This is a genomic window from Dactylosporangium sp. CA-139066, assembly GCF_050936175.1.
Classification (GTDB): domain Bacteria; phylum Actinomycetota; class Actinomycetes; order Mycobacteriales; family Micromonosporaceae; genus Dactylosporangium.
Genome location: NZ_JBNJNH010000001.1, coordinates 4,217,707 through 4,240,631, shown reverse-complemented (window position 1 = coordinate 4,240,631; position 22,925 = coordinate 4,217,707). Strand labels below are relative to the sequence as shown.

The window sequence follows — 22,925 nt, the reverse complement described above, 5'->3', positions numbered from 1 at the left end:
AGCGGTACACCTGGCACTCCGGCCGAAACTGAGCCGGAGTGCCTCCGCCGTTGCGTACGCACCAGCCACCCGCGATCCCGGAGCCGCATCCACAGATCCGGGTTGTGGTTCAGCCGCCGAGCGCGCGTTCGAGATCGGCCTTGCTCATGCTCGAGCGACCCTTGATGTTGCGCTGCCTGGCCTCGTTGTACAGCTGTGCCTTGGTGCGGCCCTGCGCGCCGGTGTGCGAGCGCTTCCCGCCGCGGTGGCCCGACGACACATCGTGGATGGAGGAGCGGCTCGCGGTCTTGGATTCCCCGGCCCGGGCGCGTTCCTTGTTCACGGTCCTGGCGGCGATCTCCTCGGCCCGGTCGGTGGACTCGCCGCGCCGTTTGACGCTGGCCTTGATGTGCTCGTACTGGCGTTCACGTTTGGCGTTCGAACCCGCAGGCATGTGTCCTCCTTCGACATCGGCGGGAACCTCCTCCTCACCATGCATTCCCGGCATCAGGCCCGCGTAACGCGAGTCGCGACCGGGCAGCGGGTCGATCAAAGTCCGACGCACGCATCCTGGGCCGCTCCGCCGCCGCGCTGACGGGTGCGTCGAGTTGGCGGCGGACGTGGGCGAGGCGGTCGGCGAGGCGCTGGTCGGCGGTACGCAGCGCAGACAGGTCGGTCCGGGACTCGAGCAGCTGTGACCACAGCACGCCGCGGCCCTGCTCGAGCAGTGCCACGGCGAGGTCCGGCGCGGCTGTGCCGATCGCGCCGGCGGCGGCGTCGCAGGCCAGGCCGGAGCCCGAGACGTGCAGCAGGCGTTGCCGATCCTCCCGGGTGATGCCGCGCCAGGCCATCAGCGGCACGAGGCCGACGGCCACGCGATACATCGGCAGGGCGGCCTCGAGGCCGCGCCAGCGGGCGGCCGCTTCGGCGTGCGACCGGGCCGCGTCCAATCTGCGCGCCACCGGGGCGGACGGGTGGTGGGCGGCGCGGTGCAACAGCGCCAGCGCCTCGGTCAGGTCCGCCTCGGCCGCATCGTGCCGGTAACGCTCCAGCAGCCCCTCGGCCAGGTTCGCCAGATGGCTGCTGTAACTCGGATGAGTCGCGTTCGCCGACCCTCCGACCCCCTGCCGGGCGGCCGCGATGGCCTCCTCCAGGGTGTCCCGCGATCGATCGATGTCGAAGTACGACAGGAGCAGCATGCTGAGATCCGACAGCGCGCCACGATCCGGCGCGCCCCGATCTGAGGCGGTCGCGGCAACCGCCTGCCGTGCATAGTCGATCGCCGCGTCCAGATCCCGGAGGTTCCGTGTGCGATGGAAGCGCACGTGGAGGGCTCCGGCGAGGTTGGTGAGCACAGCCGGACGTTCGGGGGCGTCGCGCGGCGCCGCTTCGGCCGCCGTTCGCCCCCACCGGATCGCGTCGTCGAGGTCTGCGGCCGCACCGGAGGCCATGTGCCGGATCATCAGCGCGAGGCACAGGTTGGACCGGCAACCGAGCTGGCGCTCCTCGTCCGCCGCTTCGGCCGCCTCACGCCCGAGCGCGACCGCTTCGTCGAGGTCGGCCGTCGCGCCGGTGTGCCGGAACCGGAGCAGCAGCGCGCCGGCGAGATTGGACTGCACGACCGCACGCAGAGCCGGCGTCGCCGTTCGCAGGGCCTCGCGTCCGAGCGTGACGGCCTGGTCGATGTCGTCCCGGACGCCCAGCTGCTCGAATCGCATCCGCAGCGCCAGGGCCAGATTCGACTGCGGCCCCACGCGATCCGGGGCGTCGGCGGAGTGCAGGCGGAGCCCCTCCCGCCAGCCGGCCACGGCCTCGTCGAGGTCGGCGGCCTCCGCCCCGGCCTCGTAGCGGCGCTGCAGCGCACCGGCGAGATCGGCGTGCATCTGTCCCAGATCGGGCTCGTCCGGGCCGGCCGCCGCGACGGCCGCCCGCAGCCTCGCGACCGCCTGGTCCAGATACCGCCGGTCATCCGTCAGGGCGAACCGTGCCCGGTCGGCCTGGCCGAGGACCCACAGGATGACCGGCCGGTTCACGCCGGCGTTCGCGTCCCCTTCCGCCGCGCGCTCCAGCAGGCCCGTCGCGCGGGCCAGGGCGGCCTCGTCGGTGCCCAGCATGGCCGTCTGGGTCAGCTCGAGGGCGTACTCCGCTCGCAGGAGCGCCTCGACGCCCAGGTCCCCGGCCAGGTACGCCCGGATCGGCGCCGGAACCTGCTCCGGATCGATCTCGAGGACGATCCGGAACCAGCCGACGGCGGCCTTCCAACTCCAGGCGTCGCCGCCGGACGAGGCCCGGTAGCGGCACCAGTGCAGCCAGGCCACAGCGTGCACCGTCGGCACGGAGAGCGTCCGCCGGCCGGTGGGTGACCCGATGAGCTGTTCCACTTCACGCAGCGCCTCGTCGTCGAGCACAGCCGCGGCGTCACCACGTTCGAACGCGCGGATGCGATCAGACAGCCGGCCCACCAGTTCATGCACAGCAGCTCCTCGGACATGATCTCGACTGCGCCGCGGCGGCCGCGCGGGAAAGCACGCGGGTGACGGTCAGGCGCTGCCGCTCACGGCTTCGTCACCGACGACGGCGAGAACGCCGGCCGATCACGGTGAGCAGGACGGTGACAACCAGTGGCTCCGCCTCCCGGCGGTGCTGCTCGACCTCGAGCTTGCCCAGCTGCAGCCGGCCCTGCCCGTCACCGAACGCCATCGAGCCAGCCTAACCCCATGCCAGGACGCCGGCATCCCGCTGCCGGAGGCAGCGGTGACTCCCTTGACACTTTCCCGCGCGGGACATAGCGTGCCGTCAAACTAGCAGGAAACTTAACAGTTTCGCTGGAGGATGCCGTGCCCCGTTCCCCGCGCAACCTGTTGCTCGCCGCCGCCGTGGCCGTCGCGACCGCGACCACCGGCGCTGCCTGGGTGCTGGCGGCCTCCCCGGCCAGCGCCGCGGTGAGCCTCTCCGACGTCGTACCCGCACCAGTGTCGGCGCAGCCCGCGGCCGGCGTGACCTACACGCTGCCCTCGAACGCCGCGATCCAGACCGCGGCCGGCGCCACCGACGCCGGCAACTACCTCGCCGGCATCCTCCGCCCGTCGACCGGCTACGCGCTGCCGGTCTCCACCACGACCGGCACGCCGACGAGCGGCATCGCACTGCTGCTGTCCGGCGCCGACCCGAGCGTGGGCGCCGAGGGCTACCAGCTCGACGTGACCGCCGCCGCCGTCACGCTCCGCGCCCAGACCACGGCCGGGCTGTTCCACGGGGTGCAGACGCTGCGGCAGCTGCTGCCGGCGACGGTCGAGGCGCAGACGGTCCAGAGCGGACCGTGGACGATCACCGGCGGCCGGATCGTCGACTACCCGCGGTACGGCTACCGCGGCGCAATGCTCGACGTGTCGCGGCACTTCTTCGCCCCCGACGTGGTGAAGCGGTACATCGACGAGATCGCCCAGTACAAAATCAATATCTTGCACCTGCACCTCTCCGACGACCAGGGCTGGCGCATCGTGATCGACGCCTGGCCGCAGCTGGCGACCGTGGGCGGCAGCACCCAGGTGGGCGGCGGCGCGGGCGGCTACTACACCAAGGCACAGTACTCCGACCTGGTCTCCTACGCGGCGTCGCGGCAGATCACCATCGTGCCCGAGATCGACATGCCCGGCCACACCAATGCCGCGCTCGCCTCCTACGCGCAGCTCAACTGCAACAACACGGCCCCGCCGCTCTACACCGGCACGAACGTCGGCTTCAGCTCGCTGTGCGTCAGCAAGGAGGTCACGTACACGTTCGTGCAGCAGGTGCTCAATGAGCTCGCCGCCATCACCCCTGGCCCGTATCTGCACGTCGGCGGCGACGAGGCGTCGAGCACGCCCGCGGCGGACTACACCACGTTCATGAACCGCGTGCAGCCCTTCGTCGGCGCGGCCGGCAAGACCGTCGTCGGCTGGCACCAGATCGGGCAGGCCGACCACACGACGAACCGTGTCGCGCAGTACTGGGGCACGTCCACATCGGACGCTGACCTGAGCGCGGCGGTGAGCAAGGGCGACAAGATCCTGCTGTCGCCGGCGAACAAGGCGTACCTCGACATGAAGTACACCAACTCGACCCCGCTCGGCCAGACGTGGGCCGGCCTGATCGAGGTGCAGACCGCCTACAACTGGGACCCGGGCGCCTACCTCTCCGGCGTACCGGCCAGCGCGATCCTCGGCGTCGAGGCTCCACTGTGGACCGAGACGATCACCAAGCTGGCCGACATCGAGTTCATGGCGTTCCCGCGGCTGCCGGCGCTCGCCGAGCTGGCGTGGTCACCGCAGTCGGCACGCAACTGGGACACGTTCAAGGTGCGGCTCGGCGCGCAGGGTCCACGGTGGACGGTGCAGGGGATCAACTACTACAGCTCGCCGCAGGTCCCGTGGGGCTCTTCTCAGACGACGCGCAGCGCGTACACCCAGATCCAGGCCGAGAGCTACAACGCCCAGACCGGGACGCAGACCGAAACCACCACCGACACCGGCGGCGGCCAGAACGTCGGCTACATCACGCCCGGCGACACGCTCGCCTACGACCTCGACTTCGGCGCGACGTCGCCGGCCTCGGTCACGACCCGGCTGGCCTCCGGCGCGTCCAGCGGCACCATCCAGTACCGCCTGGACTCCACCACCGGCCCGATCATCGCCAGCGTCCCCGTCACCTCCACCGGCGGCTGGCAGACCTGGATCAGCGCCACCACCAACCTGACCGGCGCGGCCACCGGCGTGCACCGCCTGTACCTCACCTTCACCGGCACCGCGGGCACCGACTTCGTCAACCTCAACTGGCTACAGTTCAACGCCGGCGGCGGACTGCCCAACGCGTACGGCGTGCGGCAGGCCGAGAGCTTCAGCAGCCAGTCCGGCACCCAGACCGAGACCACCACCGACACCGGCGGCGGCCAGAACGTCGGCTACATCACGCCCGGCGACTGGCTCGGCTACACCAACGTGGACTTCGGCACCCCGACCGCGGCGTCGGTGACCACGCGGCTGGCCTCCGGCGCGTCCAGCGGCACCATCCAGTACCGCCTGGACTCCACCACCGGCCCGATCATCGCCAGCGTCCCGGTCACGTCCACCGGTGGCTGGCAGGCCTGGACCAGCACCACCACCAACCTGTCCGGCTCGGCCACCGGCGTCCACACGGTGTTCCTGACCTTCACCGGCACGGCGGGCGCCGACTTCGTCAACCTCAACTGGTTCCAGTTCAACCGGTAGCGCATGTTGCTGTCGAGCACCTCGAGGCCGGCGGCGAGCATGCCGCCGGCCTCCTCGCGCCGAGCAGCCGCCACTCGGGTCCGCCCATCCGGGGCGTCCCGCTCACGGTGTGGCATCGCTCAGCGGTCGCAGCCGCCCATGACGGGATCGAGCGAGGCGCCGCCGGCGATGAGGTCGGCCAGTAGCCCACCCTCGGCCACGGCGGGGACGGCTTGGAGGTTGACGAAGCTGGGCTCGCGAACGTGCACGCGCAGCGGGCGGGTCCCGCCGCCGGAGATGGCGTGCACACCCAGCTCGCCGCGGGGTGACTCGATGGCCGTGTACACCTGGCCGGCCGGGACGCGGAAGCCCTCGGTGACCAGCTTGAAGTGGTGGATCAGCGACTCCATCGACTGGCCCATGATCGCCGCGACGTGCTCCAGAGAGTTGCCCAGGCCGTCGGCGCCGACCGCCAGCCTGGCGGGCCAGGCGATCTTCTTGTCACCCACCATGACCGGGCCGGGCTCCAGCCGGTCCACCGCCTGCTCGACGATCTTCAACGACTCCCGCGTCTCGGCCAGCCGGACCTGGTAGCGGCCCCAGACGTCCGCGGTGGTCGTGGTGGGCACCGCGAAGTCGTACGTCTCGTAGCCGCAGTACGGCATCGTCTTGCGCAGATCCCAGCCCAGCCCGGCCGAGCGCAGCACCGGCCCGGTGACGCCCAGCGCGAGGCAACCGGCCGCGTCCAGCACCCCGACGCCCTGAGTGCGCCGGCGCCAGATCACCTGGCCGGACAGCAGGTCCTCGTACTGGGCGAGCTTGCCCGGCAGGCCCGTCACCAACGCCCGTATTGCCGTGACGGCCTCGGCGGGCATGTCCTGGGCCAGGCCGCCCGGCCGGACGTACGCCATGTTCATCCGCGCGCCGGTGATCATCTCGAAGATGTCGAGGATCTGCTCGCGCTCACGGAAGCCGTAGATCATCATCGACAGGGCACCCAGTTCCATGCCCGTCGTGGCCAGCCAGACCAGGTGCGACGCGATCCGGTTGAGCTCCATCATGAGCACCCGGATGGTGCTCGCCCGGGATGGGATGCGGTCCTCGATGCCGAGCAGTTTCTCCACCGCCAGGCAGTACGCGGTCTCGTTGAAGATCGGCGCGAGGTAGTCCATCCGGGTCAGGAACGTGGTGCCCTGCACCCAGGTGCGGAACTCCAGGTTCTTCTCGATGCCCGTGTGCAGGTAGCCGACCACGACCCGGCACTCCCTCACGGTCTCGCCGGACAGTTCCAGCACCAGCCGGCACACGCCGTGCGACGACGGATGGACCGGACCCATGTTCACCACGATCCGCCCGTCGCCGACCGGATCATCCGGATCGCACAAGGTGTCGTACCAGTCCCCACCGGTGACGGTGAAGACCGGCCCCTCGGTGGTCTGCCGGGCGTTCGCGTGCAGTTCCGTGGTCACGGCCCCTCCTTGTGTACCACATGGTACGTGTACCGAATGGTACACACACCTCGGCGGCACCCCGGCCACCGCCAGCACGTTCCGAGCGGACACTGTTGTACCATCTGGTACACGTACGGATCGGTACGTGATACGTCCGGAGTGTGGTGACGTGACGCAAGAGCCTGGCCAGGCTCGCGAGCGGCTGCTGGCCGCGGCGGTGGACTATGTGGCCGAGCACGGGTCCGCGGACATGACGCTGCGGGGCCTTGCCGCGGCGATCAACACCAGCCATCGCATGCTCATCTACCACTTCGGTTCCAAGGAGGGACTGCTCGTCGAAGTGGTCGGCGCCGTCGAGGAGCGCCAGCGCGCCGCCCTTGCCGAGCTCGCGACGACCAACGCCGGGACACTGGCCGACCTGACGCGCGAGTTCTCCCGGCGACTGGCCGATCCGGCGTTGTGGCCGAACGAGCGGTTGTTCTTCGAGATGTACGGCCAGGCGCTGCAGGGCCGCCCGGGCACCGCCGCGTTGCTGGAGAACGCCATCGAGCCATGGCTTGCGCAGGCCGACGAGATGCTGCGACAGCACGGCTTCGATCCCGCTGCGGCGCGAGCGCACGCCCGCCTCTCGCTGGCCGTGAGCCGAGGCCTGCTGCTCGACCTGCTGACGACCCACGACATGGCCGGCGTCGAAGAGGCCATGGAATACTTCATCTCCCTTTGGGAGCAGCGGGCCGACCCGCGGACAAGCGCACGCAGCGGTAGTGGGTCATGAGCCTTCCTCGCCCGGCGATCAACTCGCGCGCGGGGACGGCTCCTGCAAGGGCAGCCCTGGCGGGCATGGATCGGCCGGGTCGATGTCGTATCGGGCAGTGGGGCCGCCCAGTTCATGGAACGCCAGACGGAAGCAGGGTCGTCAACCCGCCGTCACCGGTCGCCGCTTGCGGCGGTACATGTCGGCGTCGGCGCGGCGCAGCAGCGCGTCAGCGTCGGCCGGGGTGCCGGTGGCGACACCGACGCTGGCGCCGACCTGCACCACGGTGCCGGCCAGGTCGTACGGCCGCGTGAGGGCGGCGGCGACCGAGGCCGCCCGGCGGTGCGCCGCGTCCGCGTCGAGCCCCGGCAGGAGCATCGCGAACTCGTCGCCGCCGAGGCGGGCGACCAGGTCGTCCGGGCCGACGGTCGCGTCCAGCCGGCGGGCCACCTGGATGAGCAGCTCATCTCCGGCGTGGTGACCGCGGACGTCGTTGACCTGCTTGAAGCCGTCGAGGTCGAGCACGAGGACGCTGAGCTCGGCGGCGGTGTCCATCGCCGCCAGACGCTCGGCCAGCAGAACGCGGTTGGCCAGGCCGGTCAGCGCGTCGTGGGTCGCCTGGTGGCGCAGCTCATCGTGCAGCCGCTGCAGCTCGAGCATGCTGCGGTCGAGGTCGGTGAGCAGCCGGTCATTGTCGTGGAAGGCGACCAGCTGGCGGGTGAGCACCACCGCGGTGATCACCAGGATGCCGATCGCCACGCCCCACATGCGCGCGTCCGCGCCGGTGCCCCGCAGGGCGACGACCCCGAGCAGCTCGGTGGCGACGACGGCGACGTACGGCATGACGCTGAACCGGCGCCGCTCCCCGCTTCCGCGCTCGGCCGGGCCGCGCTGCTGGACCTCCTGCACGCGAAGGCTCGCCACGGTCAGGATGCACGGCAGCAGCGACGCGATCGCCTCGATCCGCGGGTCGGCGACGCCCGTCAGCATGAAGCTGACCGAGGTGCCGACCGCCGTGGCGCCGACCCCGACGCAGCCGGCGACCCCGGCCAGCCGGGTGAAGGGGGCGGTACCGCTGAGAATGAGCTTCAGCACGCCCAGCACGATGACGAGCATGACGACCGCGCTCGCGGACCCCGTCAACCGGTCCGCCAGGCGTGGATTGTCCAGTTCCGCGCCGATTGAGAAGTACCACAGGAACACGGCGACACCGGTGAGCACGGCGCCCGCGTCGAGCCAGAGCCGCACCCGCTGCCGGCCGCCGCGGCCGAGCGGATGGCGCAGCATCACCACGGCCATCACGGTCATCGCGGACACGACGCACGACGACTGCACGATGCTCACCGCTGCGGCGGGGTCGGCCAGCACGAGCCCGGTCTGCGTTCCGTCGCCGACCGCGCACACCAGCCCGGCGGCCGCGATCGCCCGCCAGAACCGGCGATTGTGTCGTTCCGCGCCGCCGTGCGCCCCCAACCGGCGGGCGAACACCACGATCGACACGTCGAGCGCGGCCTGTATCGCCCAGGAGGAAACGGCACCGCCCGGCCCGGCCAGGAACCACACCGGCACGGCCAGGGCCAGCCCGGCCATGCCGAGCAGGACCGGGTCGCGGAGGAGTTCGCCCGCTGAGGACCGTTGCGCCATGGCAGCCAAGTCGGCCGCGGGCGGGGCCACCTGAGCGCCGCGCGCGGACAGCTCCAGCCGGCCGCGGTACTGCAGCCGGACCGCAACCGGATCAGGCGGCCGGCGGGCGCGGAAACGGCGTCGCCGCACGGCGGACGCGGCCGTCGCTCCGGACGAGGCCGCCCGGGCGGCGACCGGGCGTCCGACGCCGGCTACGTTCTCCGCGCGGTCTTTTTTCTGGTGACTGTGCGCTGCAGGACGATGAAGACGAACAGCAGTACGCCGATGAAGATCTTGGTCCACCAGGAGCTGAGGGTGCCTTGGAAGGTGATGATGGTTTGGATGAGGCCGAGGACGCCGACGCCGAGGACGGTGCCGAGGACGAAGCCGGAGCCGCCGGTGAGGACGGTGCCGCCGATGACGACGGCGGCGATGGCGTCGAGTTCCATGCCCAGGGCGTTGAGGCCGTAGCCGGACGGGGTGTAGAAGGTGAGCAGGACGCCGCCGAGGGCTGAGCAGATGCCGCTGATGGTGTAGACGGCGATTTTGGTGCGGCCGACGGGCAGGCCCATGAGCAGGGCTGACTGCTGGTTGCCGCCGAGGGCGTAGATGTTGCGGCCCAGCCTGGTGTACGCCAGCACGTACGCGGCGGCCGCGACCAGGGCGGCGGAGATGACGACGCTCCAGCCGATGTGGAAGCCGCCGAAGCGCAGTTTCGCGGAGGCGACGTCGTTCCACCACTGGTTGGTGATGGGGATCGAGTCGGTGCTGATGACGTAGCAGGTGCCGCGGGCCAGGAACATGCCGGCGAGGGTGGCGATGAACGGCTGGATGTCGAAGAAGTGGATGATGCAGCCCATGCCCAGGCCGATCACCGCGCCGACGGCGAGGACCACGACGAGGACCAAGCCTGGGTTGACGCCTTTGTCCAGCAGCGACGCGGCGATCATCGTGGTCAGGGCGACGACGGCGCCGACGGACAGGTCGATGCCGCCGGTCAGGATGACGAAGGTCATGCCGACCGCGACGACGAGCAGGAACGCGTTGTCGATGAAGACGTTGAGCACGATCTGCGTGTCGTCGAAGCCGGGGTAGCGCAGTACGCCGGCGCCGTACATGAGGCACAGCAGGATGCCGGTGGCCATCGCGGGTTTGCGCAGCCAGTTCGCGGCGAGCGTCATGCGCGCACCTGCACCTTCTCATCGGCGGGCGCGACGGCCGGGACCGGCCGCTGCCGCTGGAACATGGCCCGGAACTTCGGTGACTGCGCCAGGCACAGCACGATCACCACGATCGCCTTGAACAGCAGCGTCACCTCCGGCGGGACACCGATGGTGTAGATCGTGATGTCCAACGTTTTGATGAGCACCGCGCCGAGGACGGTACCGACGATGGAGAACCGGCCACCCGACAGCGACGTGCCGCCGAGCACGACGGCGAGGATCGCGTCGAGCTCGATGAGCAGACCGGCGTTGTTCCCGTCGGCGCTGGACACGTTGGAGCTGATCATCAGCCCGGCGATGCCGGCGCAGACGGCCGCGAAGACGTACACGGCCAGGATCAGCCACCGCGACTTGATGCCGGCCAGACGGCTCGCCTCGGCGTTGCCGCCGACCGCCTCCAGCAGCATGCCCAGCGCCGAGCGGCGCGCCAGCAGCGCGGCGAGCACGATCACGGCCCCCGCGATGAGGACGTTCAACGGGAGGCCGAGCCAGTAGCCGGCCCCGATCTCCTTGTACGGCGAGCTGTTCACCGTGATGATCTGCCCGTCCGTAATGAGCTGGGCCAGGCCGCGCCCGGCGACCATGAGGATCAGGGTCGCGATGATCGGCTGGATGCCGATCGTGGCGACCAGGAACCCGTTCCACGCGCCGAGGACCAGCGACAGCAACAGCGCCAGGCCGACGGCCACCAGCACGCCGCTGACCGCGTTCTGGTCGCCGAGACCACTGATCCGCAGACAGGCGAGGGCACCGGCGATCGCGACGACGGCGCCGACGGACAGGTCGATGCCGCCGGTGGCGATGACGAGCGTCATGCCGAGCGCAACGAGGGCCAGCGGGGCGCTCGCGCGCAGGATGTCGATGACGCTGCCGTAGAGGTGCCCGCCGCGCAGCTCGATATCGAAGAAGCTGTGTGAGAACAGGACGTTGACGACCAGCAGGACCGCAAGGACGACGAGGGGCCACAGGAAACGTTTCACGGCGTGCCGCCCCCGCTCGCGATCGCCGCCATGAGCCGGTCGGTGTCCACGTCGTCGGTGTTGGGCAGTTCGGCGACGACGCGGCGGTCGCGCAGTACCGCAATCTTGTGGCTCAGGCGGAGGACCTCTTCCAGTTCGGCGGAGATGAACAGCACCGCCATGCCGCCGTCGGAGAGTTCGGTGACCAGTCGCTGGATTTCGGCCTTGGCGCCGACGTCGATGCCGCGGGTGGGTTCGTCGAGGATGAGCAGCCGCGGCTCGGTGATGAGCCAGCGCGCCAGGAGCACCTTCTGCTGGTTGCCGCCGCTGAGGTTGCGCACCGGCAGCTCGGGGTTGGCCGGGCGGATGTCGAGGGCCTTGATGTACTTCTCGACGAGCTCGTCCTGGCGGCGGCGCGACAACGGCCGGGACCAGCCGCGGGCGGCCTGCAGGGCGAGCACAATGTTCTCCCGCACCGACAGCTCCTCGACGAGCCCCTCGGTGCGCCGGTTCTCCGAGCAGAACGCGATGTCGTGCTGCATCGCGGTGCGGGGGCCGTGTAGCACGACCTGCTTGCCATCGATGCCGACCACGCCACTGTCGCAACGATCCGCGCCGAAGAACAGCCGGGCGGCCTCGGTGCGGCCGGAACCGAGCAGGCCGGCGAACCCGACGACCTCCCCCTTGTGGACCGTCAGGCTGAACGGCTCGATCCCGCCACGTCGGCCCAGTCCTTCCGCGACGATGATCGGTTCCGCGCGCTCGAGGCTGCGCTTGGGCCGATCGTCAAGGGTCTCCAGCGTCGCCAGCTCCTTGCCGATCATGAGGCTGACCAGCTCCAGCTGCGGCAGGTCGGCGACGACGTGCTCACCGACGAGCCGGCCGTTGCGCAGGATCGTCATCCGGTCGCAGATCTCATACACCTGGTCCAGGAAATGCGACACGAACAGGATCGCGATCCCCTGCTCCTTGAGCTGGCGCATGACCCGGAACAACTGCGCCACCTCACCCGCATCGAGGCTGGACGTCGGCTCGTCCAGCACCAGAACCTTCGCCTCGACATCGATCGCCCGGGCGATCGCCACCATCTGCTGCACCGCAATCGAATAGTCCGACAACGGCGCCGACACATCGAGGTCAAGCTCAAGACGGTGCAGCAGATCCGCCGCCCGCCGGCGCATCTCGGGCCAGCGGATGTGCCCGAACGTGCGCGGCTCCCGGCCGATGAACACATTCTCCGCGACCGAAAGGTTCGGGCAGAGGTTGACCTCCTGATAGACCGTGCTGATGCCGGCCTGGGTCGCCTGCAGCGGCCCGGAGAACCGCACCGGGGTCCCGTCGAGGACAATCTCGCCCGCGTCGTTGCTGTAGACACCCGTGAGCACCTTGATCAGAGTCGACTTCCCGGCGCCGTTCTCGCCCATGAGGGCGTGGACCTCACCTGGCAACAGGCGAAAGTCCACGTCCTGCAGGGCCATGACACCCGGGAACTGCTTGGTGATGCCGGTCATGGTCAGCATGGTTCAGATCTCTGTGTCAGGACTCGTCAGTACTTGCGGTCCGGAAGCGCGGCCTTCGCCTGCTCCGGCGTGAACTCGGTCTCCACCGTCAGAATCCGCGGCTCCACCGACTCCCCCGCCACGACCTTCTTCGCCAGATCCATCAGCTGAGGGCCGAGCAGCGGGCTGCACTCCACAATGTGGTTGATCTTCCCGGCAGCCAGCGCCGTCATGCCGTCCTTCACCGCATCCACCGAAATGATCTTGATGTCGGTGCCCGGCTTCTTCCCCGCCGCCTCGATCGCCTCGATCGCACCCAGCGCCATGTCATCGTTGTGCGCATACAGCACATCGATCTTCGGGTTCGCCTTCAGGAAGGCCTCCATGACCTCCTTGCCCTTCGCCCGCGTGAAGTCACCCGTCTGCGACGCGATGATCTTCAAATTCGGGCTGCCCTTGATCGCATCAGCGAACCCCGCCTTACGGTCATTGGCCGGCGCCGAACCCGTCGTACCCTGCAACTCCACGATGTTCACCGGATCGGTCTTGCCCTGGTACTCCTTCACCAGCCAGTCCCCGGCCTTCTTCCCCTCCACCACAAAGTCCGACCCCAGGAACGTCTTGTACAGCGTGGTGTCCTTCGAGTCCACCGCACGGTCGGTCAGGATCACCGGGATCTTCGCGTCCTTGGCCTCCTTCAACACCGTGTCCCAGCCGGACTCCACGACCGGCGAGAACGCGATGACATCAACCTTCTGCGCGATATAACTGCGGATCGCCTTGATCTGGTTCTCCTGCTTCTGCTGCGCATCAGAGAACTTCAACTCGATACCCGCAGCAGCCGCAGCGTCCTGGATCGACTTCGTGTTCGCCGTCCGCCAGCCACTCTCAGCACCGACCTGCGCAAAACCCATGACAATCTTCTTGTCACCCTTGGGCGCGCTGCCGCTACCGGCGTCATCGCTCTTCTCCCCACCACACGCGCCGAGCGCGCCAAGCAGGAGCACACCGCCGAGCACGGCGGTGGACCATCTCTTCAACATTGCATTCCTTCCACGATCATGGGGTGTGACGCGCGGCAGCGAGGAGGACGAGCGCGACGCCAGCCGCGGTGCGTCGCGATGCGGAATGCGAGTCACGACCAATTCCCGACGAAACTCATGTCGCGAAGAACAGGACGCGCGCTCGCAAATGTTACCGTTCTCAATTGGCGGGTCAAGGCCGGAACCCGGCCGAGATTCAATCGCAATCCTTGGCGTCCGCCTCCGCCCGGCACGACGAGTCACAACGGCTTTGACCTGCGGCTTTCCGGGCAGCCGCGCTCGCCGGGTTGCGAACAGAAAGCGTGAGAAGGTTCCGCGGAAAAAGTGTTATGACGCGCCGCACCCACTGCACATATGCGCGCGTTAAGGAATAGGCATGCCCTTGAGTGCCCGGTCCCCCGCCCGACCCTCCGCGCGGCCCTCCTCCCGGGCGCGAGCGAGCAGCTGCGCGAGCCGCCGACGTCGACGCCGGACCACGGTCCGGGCCGCGAGGACGAGCAACGCCAGGACGACCGCGAGGACCAGCTGTGGCCAGGGCATCATCCAGACGGTTACGGTGGTCGACGCCGGCCGGATCTCGGCACCGGCAGCATCGCCGCCGAACACGGTCGGGGTCACGTGGACGGTCGTGCGCACCGGACCCAGCGCCCACACGCCCCGGACACGGGTATCGGCCGCCCGGCTGCCGCCCGGCAGGATCTCCTCGACCCCGCCCGTGGCGTCGTGCCCGGTCAGACCGAACAGCTCGTCGACCGTCACCCGGCCGGTGCCGGTGACCGCGACGTTGCCGCTGTTCTTCGCCGTGTAGGTGACGTGCACCGTGCCGGGCGAGAACGGGTTCCAGGAGCGCTGGTAGGTGGCGGTGAGGTCACTGACGTCCAGGGCCGCGGTGACCGCGCCCGCGGCCCGCATCATGACCCGGAACCCGACTCGGCTCTCCACGTTGACGGTGCCGCCGGCGGTCATCAGCGTCGCGGCGATGCCGGCGGGGTGGTCGCCCGGCGCTGCGTCGTCGGGCGCGGTGATGGTGAACGGGACCACCTTCGTCTCTTTGGCCCCGACGTTGACCTTCTCCTGCACGTCGATCCACCGCCCGCCGTCCACCGACGGGCTAGCGGACGGGAGCATGTTGAAGCGCCCCTTGTCGGTGAGGTAGCCGTCGGCGGCCTTCAGGGAAAAGATCACGGCGGTGTCACTGAAGTTGCGCACGGCCAGGTGCTCGGTCACGGCCTGCCCCGGGTCGAGGCTGACCTCGATCCACCGGCGGCCGTCCGGGCCGTGCTCGTCGGCCGGCTGGACCGCCCAGGTGAGCGTGGGGCCGCTCGGCTCCGCCCCGGCGCCGAGCGGCGCGATCGGCACGGTCACCAGCACGGCGGCGAGCACCGCGAGCAGCCGCGGCAGCGCTCGCGGCACGGTTCGAATCATGGCGGGGGTCCTTCTGGCGGAGGGGGATGCGGTGGGGGCCGCCGCGCGGCGGCCCCCACCCGTGCGTCATTCGAACAGGGACAGGGTCAGCGTCGAGGCGTACGAGCCGGCGGCGACGTCGGCCGGGGTGCGCAGGTACAGGTCGGCGTTGACGGAGTACGCGGAGCCGGTGACGGCCGCCGAGTCGTACGTCGAGACCAGCAGCTCCTGGTCGACCAGGCCCACGTTGTTGCCGGGCTGGGTCGGGTCGTCCAGGACGGTCACGACCTCCTCACCCTCGGTGACCAGGCCGGTGCTGCCGCCGTTGACCAGGCGGGGCTTCCAGCCGAGGTGCCCGGCGCTGATCGGTGCCTGGCCGGCGTTGCCGACGAAGTCGCCGGCGCTGCCCAGCACGGCCCAGGCGGCGCCGGTGGGCACCTCCTCCGTGGTACGGGTGTCGGTGACGGTCACCGTCGGCAGGGTGCCGACGAACTGGCGGACCAGCAGGGTCGAGCCGTCCTCGGACAGCACGACCGAGTTGCCGGCGATCGACATGGCCAGCACGCCGGGTTCCTTGATCTTCTGGATGTCGACCGTCACGTGCACGTCAGCACCGTCGCCGTCGCCGGCCACGGCCGGTGAGGGCAGCGCCATCGTGCCGGCCAGCACGGCGCCGGCGGCTCCGGCCGCGAACAGCCGTTTGCGATTCCAGGTGTTCATGCGATGCTCCGTTGTCGTTTCGTGGTTATCGAGGGGTCAGGCGCAGGTCAGGGCGGAGTACTGGGCGGTGACGGCGGTCGTGACGTTCTTGCCGCCGACCGTGCCGGTGACCCGCACGGTCGCCGAACCGGCCGGGACCGCGCTCACCCGGGTGGCGAAGGACTGGTAGGCATTCGCCCCCGGCGCCACACCGGCGAAGGAACGCTCGCCGTACGCGGTCTGCAGGGCGATGTCCACCGGCGCGTCATGGTCGTTACGCGCCTGCACCGCCACGTACCCCTTGCCGGCCAGGCACTTCACCTGCGCGGTGACCGTGACCGGCAGGTCGGGGCCGAACGTGAACCGCCAGTCGTCGACGTCGAAGAGCTCACCGCTGCCGGTGCCCTTGAAGACGAAGAAGACGTGGTGGACGCCGGTCACCTTCGTGGTCAGGTCGGTGCTGACCGTCGTCCAGGTGCCGGCCGTCGACGCGGGGACGGAAAGCGTGCCGACCAGGTTGGCAGCGCTTGCCGTGCTCGGGCTGTCGAGACGGATCTCGACCTGGCCGCCGGCCTTCGGCAGGACGTCGGCGGTGAGCCCGGTGGCTCCGCTGCCGAAGTCGACGTTCGCCAGCGACGTCCACTCATCCTTGTTGATGTTGGTGAGCTTCTGCTCGCCGGTGCTGTCGGTGCCGACCGGCAGCACGCGGACGCCGGAGGAGTCGACGTAGGCGTCCTGGATGCCGGAGTCCCAGGCGATCGTCTCGGCCTCGATCCGCTGGCGCGGGTCGAGCGTGCCCTGCTGGGCGACACCCTTGTAGGTGGCGGTGATCGGTGCGATCCGGCCGTCGGCGTTGATCGTCACCTTGTCGATGTGGGTGGAGCGGTAGCCGCGAGCGGCGGTGAGGGATCCGCCGGCGACCAGCGCCGACTGGACCGTCTGGGCGTGGTAGGTGATGTACATCTGGTCGTGGAACTCGAACATCGCGTGGTGGTTGTTGCCGCCCACGCCGAAGAACGTGCCGGGGTTGTTCAGGATCTGGCCCTGGTAGGTGAAGGGCCCCATCGGGCTGTCCGACACCATGTAGGCGATGTTGCCGGATCCGATGGTGTTGCCGTCGATCACGCTGGAGTGGCTGAAGTTCGTGCAGTAGCTGTAGTAGTACTTGCCGTTGATCTTGTTGATGCCGGAGTCCTCGAACAGCGCCGGCGCGTCGATCGTCGCCGCCGTGCCGACGGTGCTGATCATGTCGTCGCCGAGCTTGATGACGCGGGCGGTCTTCGGGTGGTCGGTCTCCCCGCTGGGCACGCCGCCGCCGAAGTAGAGGTACGCCGAGCCGTCGTCGTCGATCAGCACCGCCGGGTCGAACAGCCACACCACACCGGCGACGCCGGGCGTCGAGTTCGTCACCAGGGCCTTGCCGATCGGGTCGGCCCACGGCCCGACCGGCGAGTCGGACGTCAGCACGCCGATGCCGCCGGCGCTGTTGGCGAAGTACAGGAAGAACTTCTCCTGGCCGCCGATCGTGCGGTGCGTGGCCGCCGGCGCCCACGAGTTGGACGCCCACTTCGCAGCGCCGAACGACCCGGCCACCTTGACCTGGCCCTCGTTGGTCCAGTTCGCCAGGTCCGCGGAGGAGATGACGGTGAGCGTCTTGATCTGGCCGTAGGAGTTGTCCTTGATGTTGCCGCTGCCGTCGTACTCGTAGGTCTGCACGACGTTGCCGTTGGCGTCGTACTGCTCCCCGTCCGAGGTCATGTACTCGTAGACGCGCCCGTTGTAGACCATCGCCCACGGGTCGGCGCCGTACTGGTAGTCCATCAGCGGGTTGGCGTTGCCGACCGTCTTGGCCGGCTGGGCGTTGCCCGGCGGATGGGTGGTCGTCGGCGCGCCCTCCTGCAGGGTCACGTCGTCCACCTTGAAGTCCATCAGGTGGGTGTCCGGCGCGCTCTGCGGGTTCGACGTCCACGGCGTCTCGAGGAACAGCCGCGCGGTCGTGACGCTCTGCGTCGCGGGGATCGTGAACGTGCTCTGGATGAGCCCCCACTGCCCGCGCGGCACGGTCACCGTGCCGAGGTTGGTGTAGGTCGATCCGCCGTAGTGCATGGTGACGAAGAACTGCTTGGTCGCCGGGCTGTTCGGGTTCTCGTACTTCACCCGGGCCGTGACCGTGTACGCCTTGCCGGCCTGCACCTTGCCGGACAGGTCCTGCATCGGGCCGGACCCGGTCGTCGTCCGGTTGGTGACGAGCACGGCGCTGGAGCCGGAGTAGGCGTCCGGGGTGAGCGACAGCGTGGCGCTGTCGGACGCGTTGCCGTTGTTCACGAACCAGCCGGTGAGGCCGTCCTCGAACCCGCCGTTGACGATGATGGTGTTCGGGTCGGCGGCCCCGGCGGGCGAGGCCAGGGCGACGACTCCAGCGGCCAGGACGGCGCCGACAGCCGCGATCGCGGCGATCCGACGGCGGGCCGCTCTTCGCAAGCGGTCTTGCACAGGCATTCTCCTTGGATGTGGGGTGTTTTCAGGCACCCCCGGGGCCGGCGGCAGCCGGCCCCGGAGGCGGGTCGGATTCCTGGAGAGGTCCGGGTCAGGCGCAGCTGGCGGCGGGGTACTGGGCGGTGACGGCGGTCGTGACGTTCTTGCCGCCGACCGTGCCGGTGACCCGCACGGTCGCCGAACCGGCCGGGACCGCGCTCACCCGGGTGGCGAAGGACTGGTAGGCATGCGCCCCCGGCACCACACCGGCGAAGGAACGCTCGCCGTACGCGGTCTGCAGGGCGATGTCCACCGGCGCGTCATGGTCGTTACGCGCCTGCACCGCCACGTACCCCTTGCCGGCCAGGCACTTCACCTGCGCGGTGACCGTGACCGGCAGGTTCGGATCGGTCTTGAGCACGCCGAGGCGGGCCAGCTGGTAGCTGAGCGCCCGTTCTGGCGCGTCGATCTGGTTCTGGGTGCCGAAGGTGCCGGCCCGGGCCTGCTTCGCCGCGCCGAGCGCGGTCTGCATCGCCGCCCACGCGTCCTGCGGGTAGAACCGCTGGTCGAGCGTTGCCGCGTAGGCGATGGCGGCGTCCAGAGCGCTCGTGTCCAGCGCCCGGCCCTGCGCGGTCAGCGTGTCGCTGAGCAGGAAGTAGTCGAAGTCGACGTGCCCGCCCGTGGCCTGCGTGGCGTAGTTGAACAGGCCGACCCGGTGCCCCATGAAGTGCGCGAGGGTGCCGTCCAGCGTCTGCGGGCCGACACGGTCGCCCAGCTTGGTCCACTGCCGGCCGTCGAGGCTGTAGTAGAACGTCGTCCACAGCTGCCCGACGGGCGAGGCGAAGTCCAGGTCCGCCTTGACGTACACCTGGGTTGCGCTGCCCAGCGCGACCGTGCTGCCCGGCACGAAGTTCTCCAGCGTGGCCTGGTCGAGGTCGACCGCGAACGGCTGGCCGCGGTTGACCACGCCCAGCGTGTTCTGGCCGCCGGCGCGCTTGACCGCCACGTACGAGAAGCCGCGGTTGTAGGCGGCCAGGCCGGCGACGTCGCCGTCCTTCATGCCGGAGACGTCCATCTTGGTCTCGACCGACTGCCGTGGCCCGAACGTGCGCTGCGACAGCGTGTTGCGGGCCTCCTCGAGCCAGGCGAGCTCGGGCCGGTTCGACAGCTTCGTGTAGACGTACTTGCCGGTGACCGTCTTGCCGTTGGTCAGCCGCAGCCAGCCGTCGCGGTCGGTGAGCGACCAGTACCGGTTGTCCGGCGCGTGGTTCCACTCCCACGCCAGGTCCAGCCGCGACCCGTTGGGCGCGATCTCCGCCGCCGTCGGGTACTCGGTCGTCACCGGCTGGCCGACGATCGAGACGTCGTCGATCAGGTACTCCACGCTCGATGACGCCGGCTGCGGGTTGGCCCAGGGCGTCTCCACCGCGAACTTGAAGTTGTTCAGGTTGGCCGTCGACGGGACGGTGTACTGGCCCGACACCGTCGTCCACTGCCCGACCGGCACGCTGCCGGAGGCCATCACCTGCACGCCCGAGCCCCAGTCCGCGGCGAGGTTGAACGTGATGGTGGCCGGGCCGGACGCGTACCTGATCCTCGCCGACACCTTGTAGGTCAGGCCGGCTTGCATCTTGCCGTTGAGGTACTGGTTCGGGCCGGAGCCATTGAGCGTGCGGTTGCTGACCTTGAGCGCCGCCGAGCCCGCGGCCGGGCCGCTCGTGTCCAGGGCGAGCGTCGCGCCGTACTGCGCGGCCCATGGCTCGACCGACCCGGACTCGAAACCGGGGTTCTGCAGCAGCTCGACGCCGATGAGCGACGCGTCGTACTGCGGTGGCTGCGGGATCGTCCACTGCTCGTCCGTATACCCCTTGTGCGGGGCGTCGTTGCTGAAGTCGTCGGATGCGACGAGGGCCTTCTGCCGCTCGAACGTCTCCTGCGCCGGGTCGAGCGCGATCGGCTTGTTGAACAGGCCGTCGACGGGCACGACGCCGTTGTTGCCGAAGGTCGGCCACCCGTCCTGCCACGTGGCGGGGATGAGCGCCGGGGTGCGCCCGATCGGGAAGTTGTCGCGGAAGAACATGCCGTACCAGTCGGTTGTGCCGCCGGGACGCGAGATCGGCACGAGGCTGCCCTGGGCGAAGCCGTTGGAGTTGAGCACCCCGCGAGCCTCGTAGGTGTTCGCACCGCCCGGCGCGGTGTAGCGCCCGAGCAGCTGCCGCGAGCGGAACATCGCGACCTGGCGGCCCTGTCCGGACGGCCATGTGATGATGACCGCGTAGTAGTAGCCGTCGATGTAGTACATCTGGGCGCCCTCGAACAGCCCGCCGATGAACGGCTGGCCGGCGTAGTTGCTCGCCGTGAAGATGTTCGGGTAGTCCTGTGCGATGGCGGTCAGGTCGGCGTTGAGGCGCACAGCGCTCGTCCCGCCGGAGCCGTAGAAGATGTACGGCGTGCCGTCGACGTCGAAGAACAGCGACGGGTCGTGCAGGGCCCGGCCGAGCGCGGTGCGCTGCCATGTGCCGTTCTCGATGTCGCTGGTGCGGTAGAGGTACGCGCCGCCGAGGTTGTTCGTGTTGAACACGACGTAGAACGTGCCGTCGTGGTAGCGCAGCGACGACGCCCACTGGCCCTGACCGTAGGAGTTCTGGCCGTTGCGCAGCGAGAACCCATCGTCGATGCTAGCCCGGTCGAAGACGTAGTTGACGATCTCCCAGTTGACCAGGTCATAGGACTTCATGATCGGCGCACCCGGGCTCAGGTGCATCGTCGTGCTGATCATGTAGTAGACGTCCCGGCCCTCGCGGTTCTGGGCGGCCGGGACGCGCTCCACGCTGATGTCCGGTACGTCGGCATTGAGCAGCGGCACGGAGTACCGGCCGTCGCCCTTGTCGGTCGATGTGTAGGACGAGCGGGGCGACCAACCGTCCGCGGCATGCGCCGCAGCGCCCGAGGACACGAGGCCGGTGCAGACCAGCACGCCGGCCATGGCGACCGAGACCTTGCGTGCGCCGCGGGGCGCGGTGGGCAGCAGCGCCGCTGCGACGTGTCTCGACAGCGCGGCAAGGATCAGCGCAACGGTGGCGATACGAGCCCGCATAGGCCTATGCGGAGGACCAGAATCATGGGGGCTGGCGGACGCGTGCATGGCGAGCTCCAGACGAAAATGTGACGGGGAGCCCCATCGTGTTACCGCTAACATCGCGTGTCAAGACAGCGACGAGCCGGTTACAACCGTCATAAAAAAGTCGCATTCTCCATGGAAGCGCTCCCATTTCGTCCGTCGCGCCGGGACATTCGACACCCACCGACAACGCCCGCGCCGGGGCGGCCCGCACTACGGGAAGACCGCGGAACTCCACGGACCGAAGGATTGTGACAATTGCCGCCTGTCACATTTGGCGATCGGTACATCGATGATCGTTTGCCGATCCGCGTGATCGCCAGGAACACATCCGAGTGAATCGAAAATGTCACAGCACGGAAGCGTTATCGCTGAGCCCGCCACATCGTCGGCCATGGCACGCCGCCTCGCCGGCTCGGCGTCGACCGGGCCCGAGCGGGCTGCGGCCACGGTCGTACAGCAGAAAGCCACCTGGCCGACACGCCGCCCCTCCGGGGTGATCATGCACAGCGCAGCCGAGCGCATCGCACATGTCACAGCCCAGAAGCGTTATCCGGGAGCACGTCGCATGGTCGGCCACGGCACGTCGCCCCGCCGGCATCGGCGCCGACCGAGCCGGGACGACACTGGTCCGAGCCACACGGCAGACAGCCATCAAGCTGGCGAGATCTCCTGGCCAATCCGATCGACAAAGTAGACGCTGCGCGATTCTTGCGATGCATTGCTTTCACGTTCGCGACCGTCGCAGCCCCCTGGCGTGGGAGGGTTCCCATCGACGGTTGGCCGCGCTGAAACTGCGGGTTCCGCCAGGGAAAACTGCCACGCTCGCCTTCGCGTCGACCAATGATGTAACGTTGGGAGCGATTCCAACGCTGGCCATTCGCTTTCCGCCCGAAAGCGACACATACGCGGCCGTAGCTGCGCACCTTGGATTCTTGCGGTCGCATGCGGCACGGCGACCATTCGAGCGGCATGAACCGTTGACAGTGATGTGTCCAGAGTGTTTCATTGACCGCGTTGCCTGTTGTTATCGCTAACATCCACGGCCGTCCAACCCCCAGAGGGCCATTAGTCGCACGTCTCTTGTGCGAGACGGATGACACTGCGAGCCATTGCCCACGTGCTCGGCGCAGTCTCATGCTTCTCAGTGTTAGCGCTAACACGACGACTCTCGCTTGCCCGCCATCGAGGAGAGTGGTCCACGCATGACCCAGCTCAGCCGCGCACGAGGTCGCCGAGCAGCGCGGCCCTCATCATCGCCTCCGCGGAAGCCACGTGACCTGCGCGAACCTGCGCCGGCGCGGCATCCGGCCACGACGCAGCGGACGCGCGCACCGCCGCCCCGGCAGACACGCAGCCGCGGACCGCCGTCACTCGCCGGCCGGCGTCCTCAGCCCACGCCGGCCCGCCATCCTCTGCTGCACCTCATCAACCAGTTGCCTGATCGAGGCCGCTCAACGCGCGGTCAAC

The 22,925-nt window shown here is 69.3% G+C and carries 15 protein-coding genes; 2 read left to right on the top strand and 13 right to left on the bottom strand.

Annotated features, from left to right (window positions below; genetic code table 11):
* Positions 1–109 precede the first annotated feature (109 nt).
* The 3 genes from ACQEVU_RS19380 to ACQEVU_RS19370 form a co-directional block, all read right to left on the bottom strand.
* Positions 110–478 (bottom strand): plasmid stabilization protein, encoded by a 369-nt coding sequence (locus ACQEVU_RS19380; RefSeq protein WP_433325406.1) that lies wholly within the window; start codon positions 476–478, stop codon positions 110–112.
* Positions 468–2,453 carry a hypothetical protein gene (locus tag ACQEVU_RS19375; protein WP_433325404.1) on the bottom strand — a complete coding sequence of 662 codons (1,986 nt, stop codon included), beginning with the start codon at positions 2,451–2,453 and terminating at the stop codon, positions 468–470. Before ACQEVU_RS19375 ends, ACQEVU_RS19380 begins: the two co-directional genes overlap by 11 nt.
* 91 nt (positions 2,454–2,544) lie before the next feature.
* A complete protein-coding gene (locus tag ACQEVU_RS19370) occupies positions 2,545–2,679 on the bottom strand; it encodes a hypothetical protein (RefSeq protein WP_433325402.1) in 135 nt (44 codons plus the stop codon).
* A 137-nt stretch (positions 2,680–2,816) separates the two neighbouring features.
* Here ACQEVU_RS19370 and ACQEVU_RS19365 point away from each other — a divergent pair, with 137 nt between their 5' ends.
* Entirely contained in the window at positions 2,817–5,225 is a 2,409-nt protein-coding gene (locus tag ACQEVU_RS19365; protein WP_433325400.1) for a family 20 glycosylhydrolase, read from the top strand.
* A gap of 119 nt (positions 5,226–5,344) precedes the next feature.
* On the opposite strand, the gene ACQEVU_RS19360 is transcribed toward ACQEVU_RS19365, so the two are convergent.
* Entirely contained in the window at positions 5,345–6,673 is a 1,329-nt protein-coding gene (locus ACQEVU_RS19360) for an NADH-quinone oxidoreductase subunit D (protein WP_433325398.1), read from the bottom strand.
* Between the two features lie 127 nt (positions 6,674–6,800).
* Here ACQEVU_RS19360 and ACQEVU_RS19355 point away from each other — a divergent pair, with 127 nt between their 5' ends.
* Positions 6,801–7,430 (top strand): TetR/AcrR family transcriptional regulator, encoded by a 630-nt coding sequence (locus tag ACQEVU_RS19355; RefSeq protein WP_433325396.1) that lies wholly within the window; start codon positions 6,801–6,803, stop codon positions 7,428–7,430.
* A gap of 141 nt (positions 7,431–7,571) precedes the next feature.
* Here ACQEVU_RS19355 and ACQEVU_RS19350 read toward each other — a convergent pair whose 3' ends face one another.
* From ACQEVU_RS19350 to ACQEVU_RS19310, 9 genes are all read right to left on the bottom strand, one after another.
* On the bottom strand, positions 7,572–9,182 hold the full coding sequence (locus ACQEVU_RS19350) for a diguanylate cyclase domain-containing protein (protein WP_433325394.1): 1,611 nt from the start codon (positions 9,180–9,182) through the stop codon (positions 7,572–7,574).
* A 62-nt stretch (positions 9,183–9,244) separates the two neighbouring features.
* Complete coding sequence (gene yjfF, locus ACQEVU_RS19345; protein WP_433325392.1) at positions 9,245–10,213, bottom strand: galactofuranose ABC transporter, permease protein YjfF; 969 nt, start codon at positions 10,211–10,213, stop codon at positions 9,245–9,247.
* Positions 10,210–11,235, bottom strand: a complete 1,026-nt coding sequence (locus tag ACQEVU_RS19340) for an ABC transporter permease (RefSeq protein WP_433325390.1) — start codon at positions 11,233–11,235, stop codon at positions 10,210–10,212. Before ACQEVU_RS19340 ends, yjfF begins: the two co-directional genes overlap by 4 nt.
* On the bottom strand, positions 11,232–12,734 hold the full coding sequence (locus ACQEVU_RS19335; RefSeq protein WP_433325388.1) for a sugar ABC transporter ATP-binding protein: 1,503 nt from the start codon (positions 12,732–12,734) through the stop codon (positions 11,232–11,234). Before ACQEVU_RS19335 ends, ACQEVU_RS19340 begins: the two co-directional genes overlap by 4 nt.
* 26 nt (positions 12,735–12,760) lie before the next feature.
* Positions 12,761–13,756 carry an ABC transporter substrate-binding protein gene (locus ACQEVU_RS19330; RefSeq protein ID WP_433334988.1) on the bottom strand — a complete coding sequence of 332 codons (996 nt, stop codon included), beginning with the start codon at positions 13,754–13,756 and terminating at the stop codon, positions 12,761–12,763.
* A gap of 363 nt (positions 13,757–14,119) precedes the next feature.
* Positions 14,120–15,181: a hypothetical protein gene (locus tag ACQEVU_RS19325; RefSeq protein WP_433325386.1), complete on the bottom strand. Its 1,062-nt coding sequence runs from the start codon at positions 15,179–15,181 to the stop codon at positions 14,120–14,122.
* A gap of 66 nt (positions 15,182–15,247) precedes the next feature.
* Entirely contained in the window at positions 15,248–15,880 is a 633-nt protein-coding gene (locus ACQEVU_RS19320) for a hypothetical protein (protein WP_433325384.1), read from the bottom strand.
* A gap of 36 nt (positions 15,881–15,916) precedes the next feature.
* Positions 15,917–18,352 carry a family 43 glycosylhydrolase gene (locus ACQEVU_RS19315; protein ID WP_433325382.1) on the bottom strand — a complete coding sequence of 812 codons (2,436 nt, stop codon included), beginning with the start codon at positions 18,350–18,352 and terminating at the stop codon, positions 15,917–15,919.
* Between the two features lie 94 nt (positions 18,353–18,446).
* Positions 18,447–21,431 carry a family 43 glycosylhydrolase gene (locus ACQEVU_RS19310; RefSeq protein ID WP_433325380.1) on the bottom strand — a complete coding sequence of 995 codons (2,985 nt, stop codon included), beginning with the start codon at positions 21,429–21,431 and terminating at the stop codon, positions 18,447–18,449.
* Positions 21,432–22,925: the final 1,494 nt, after the last annotated feature.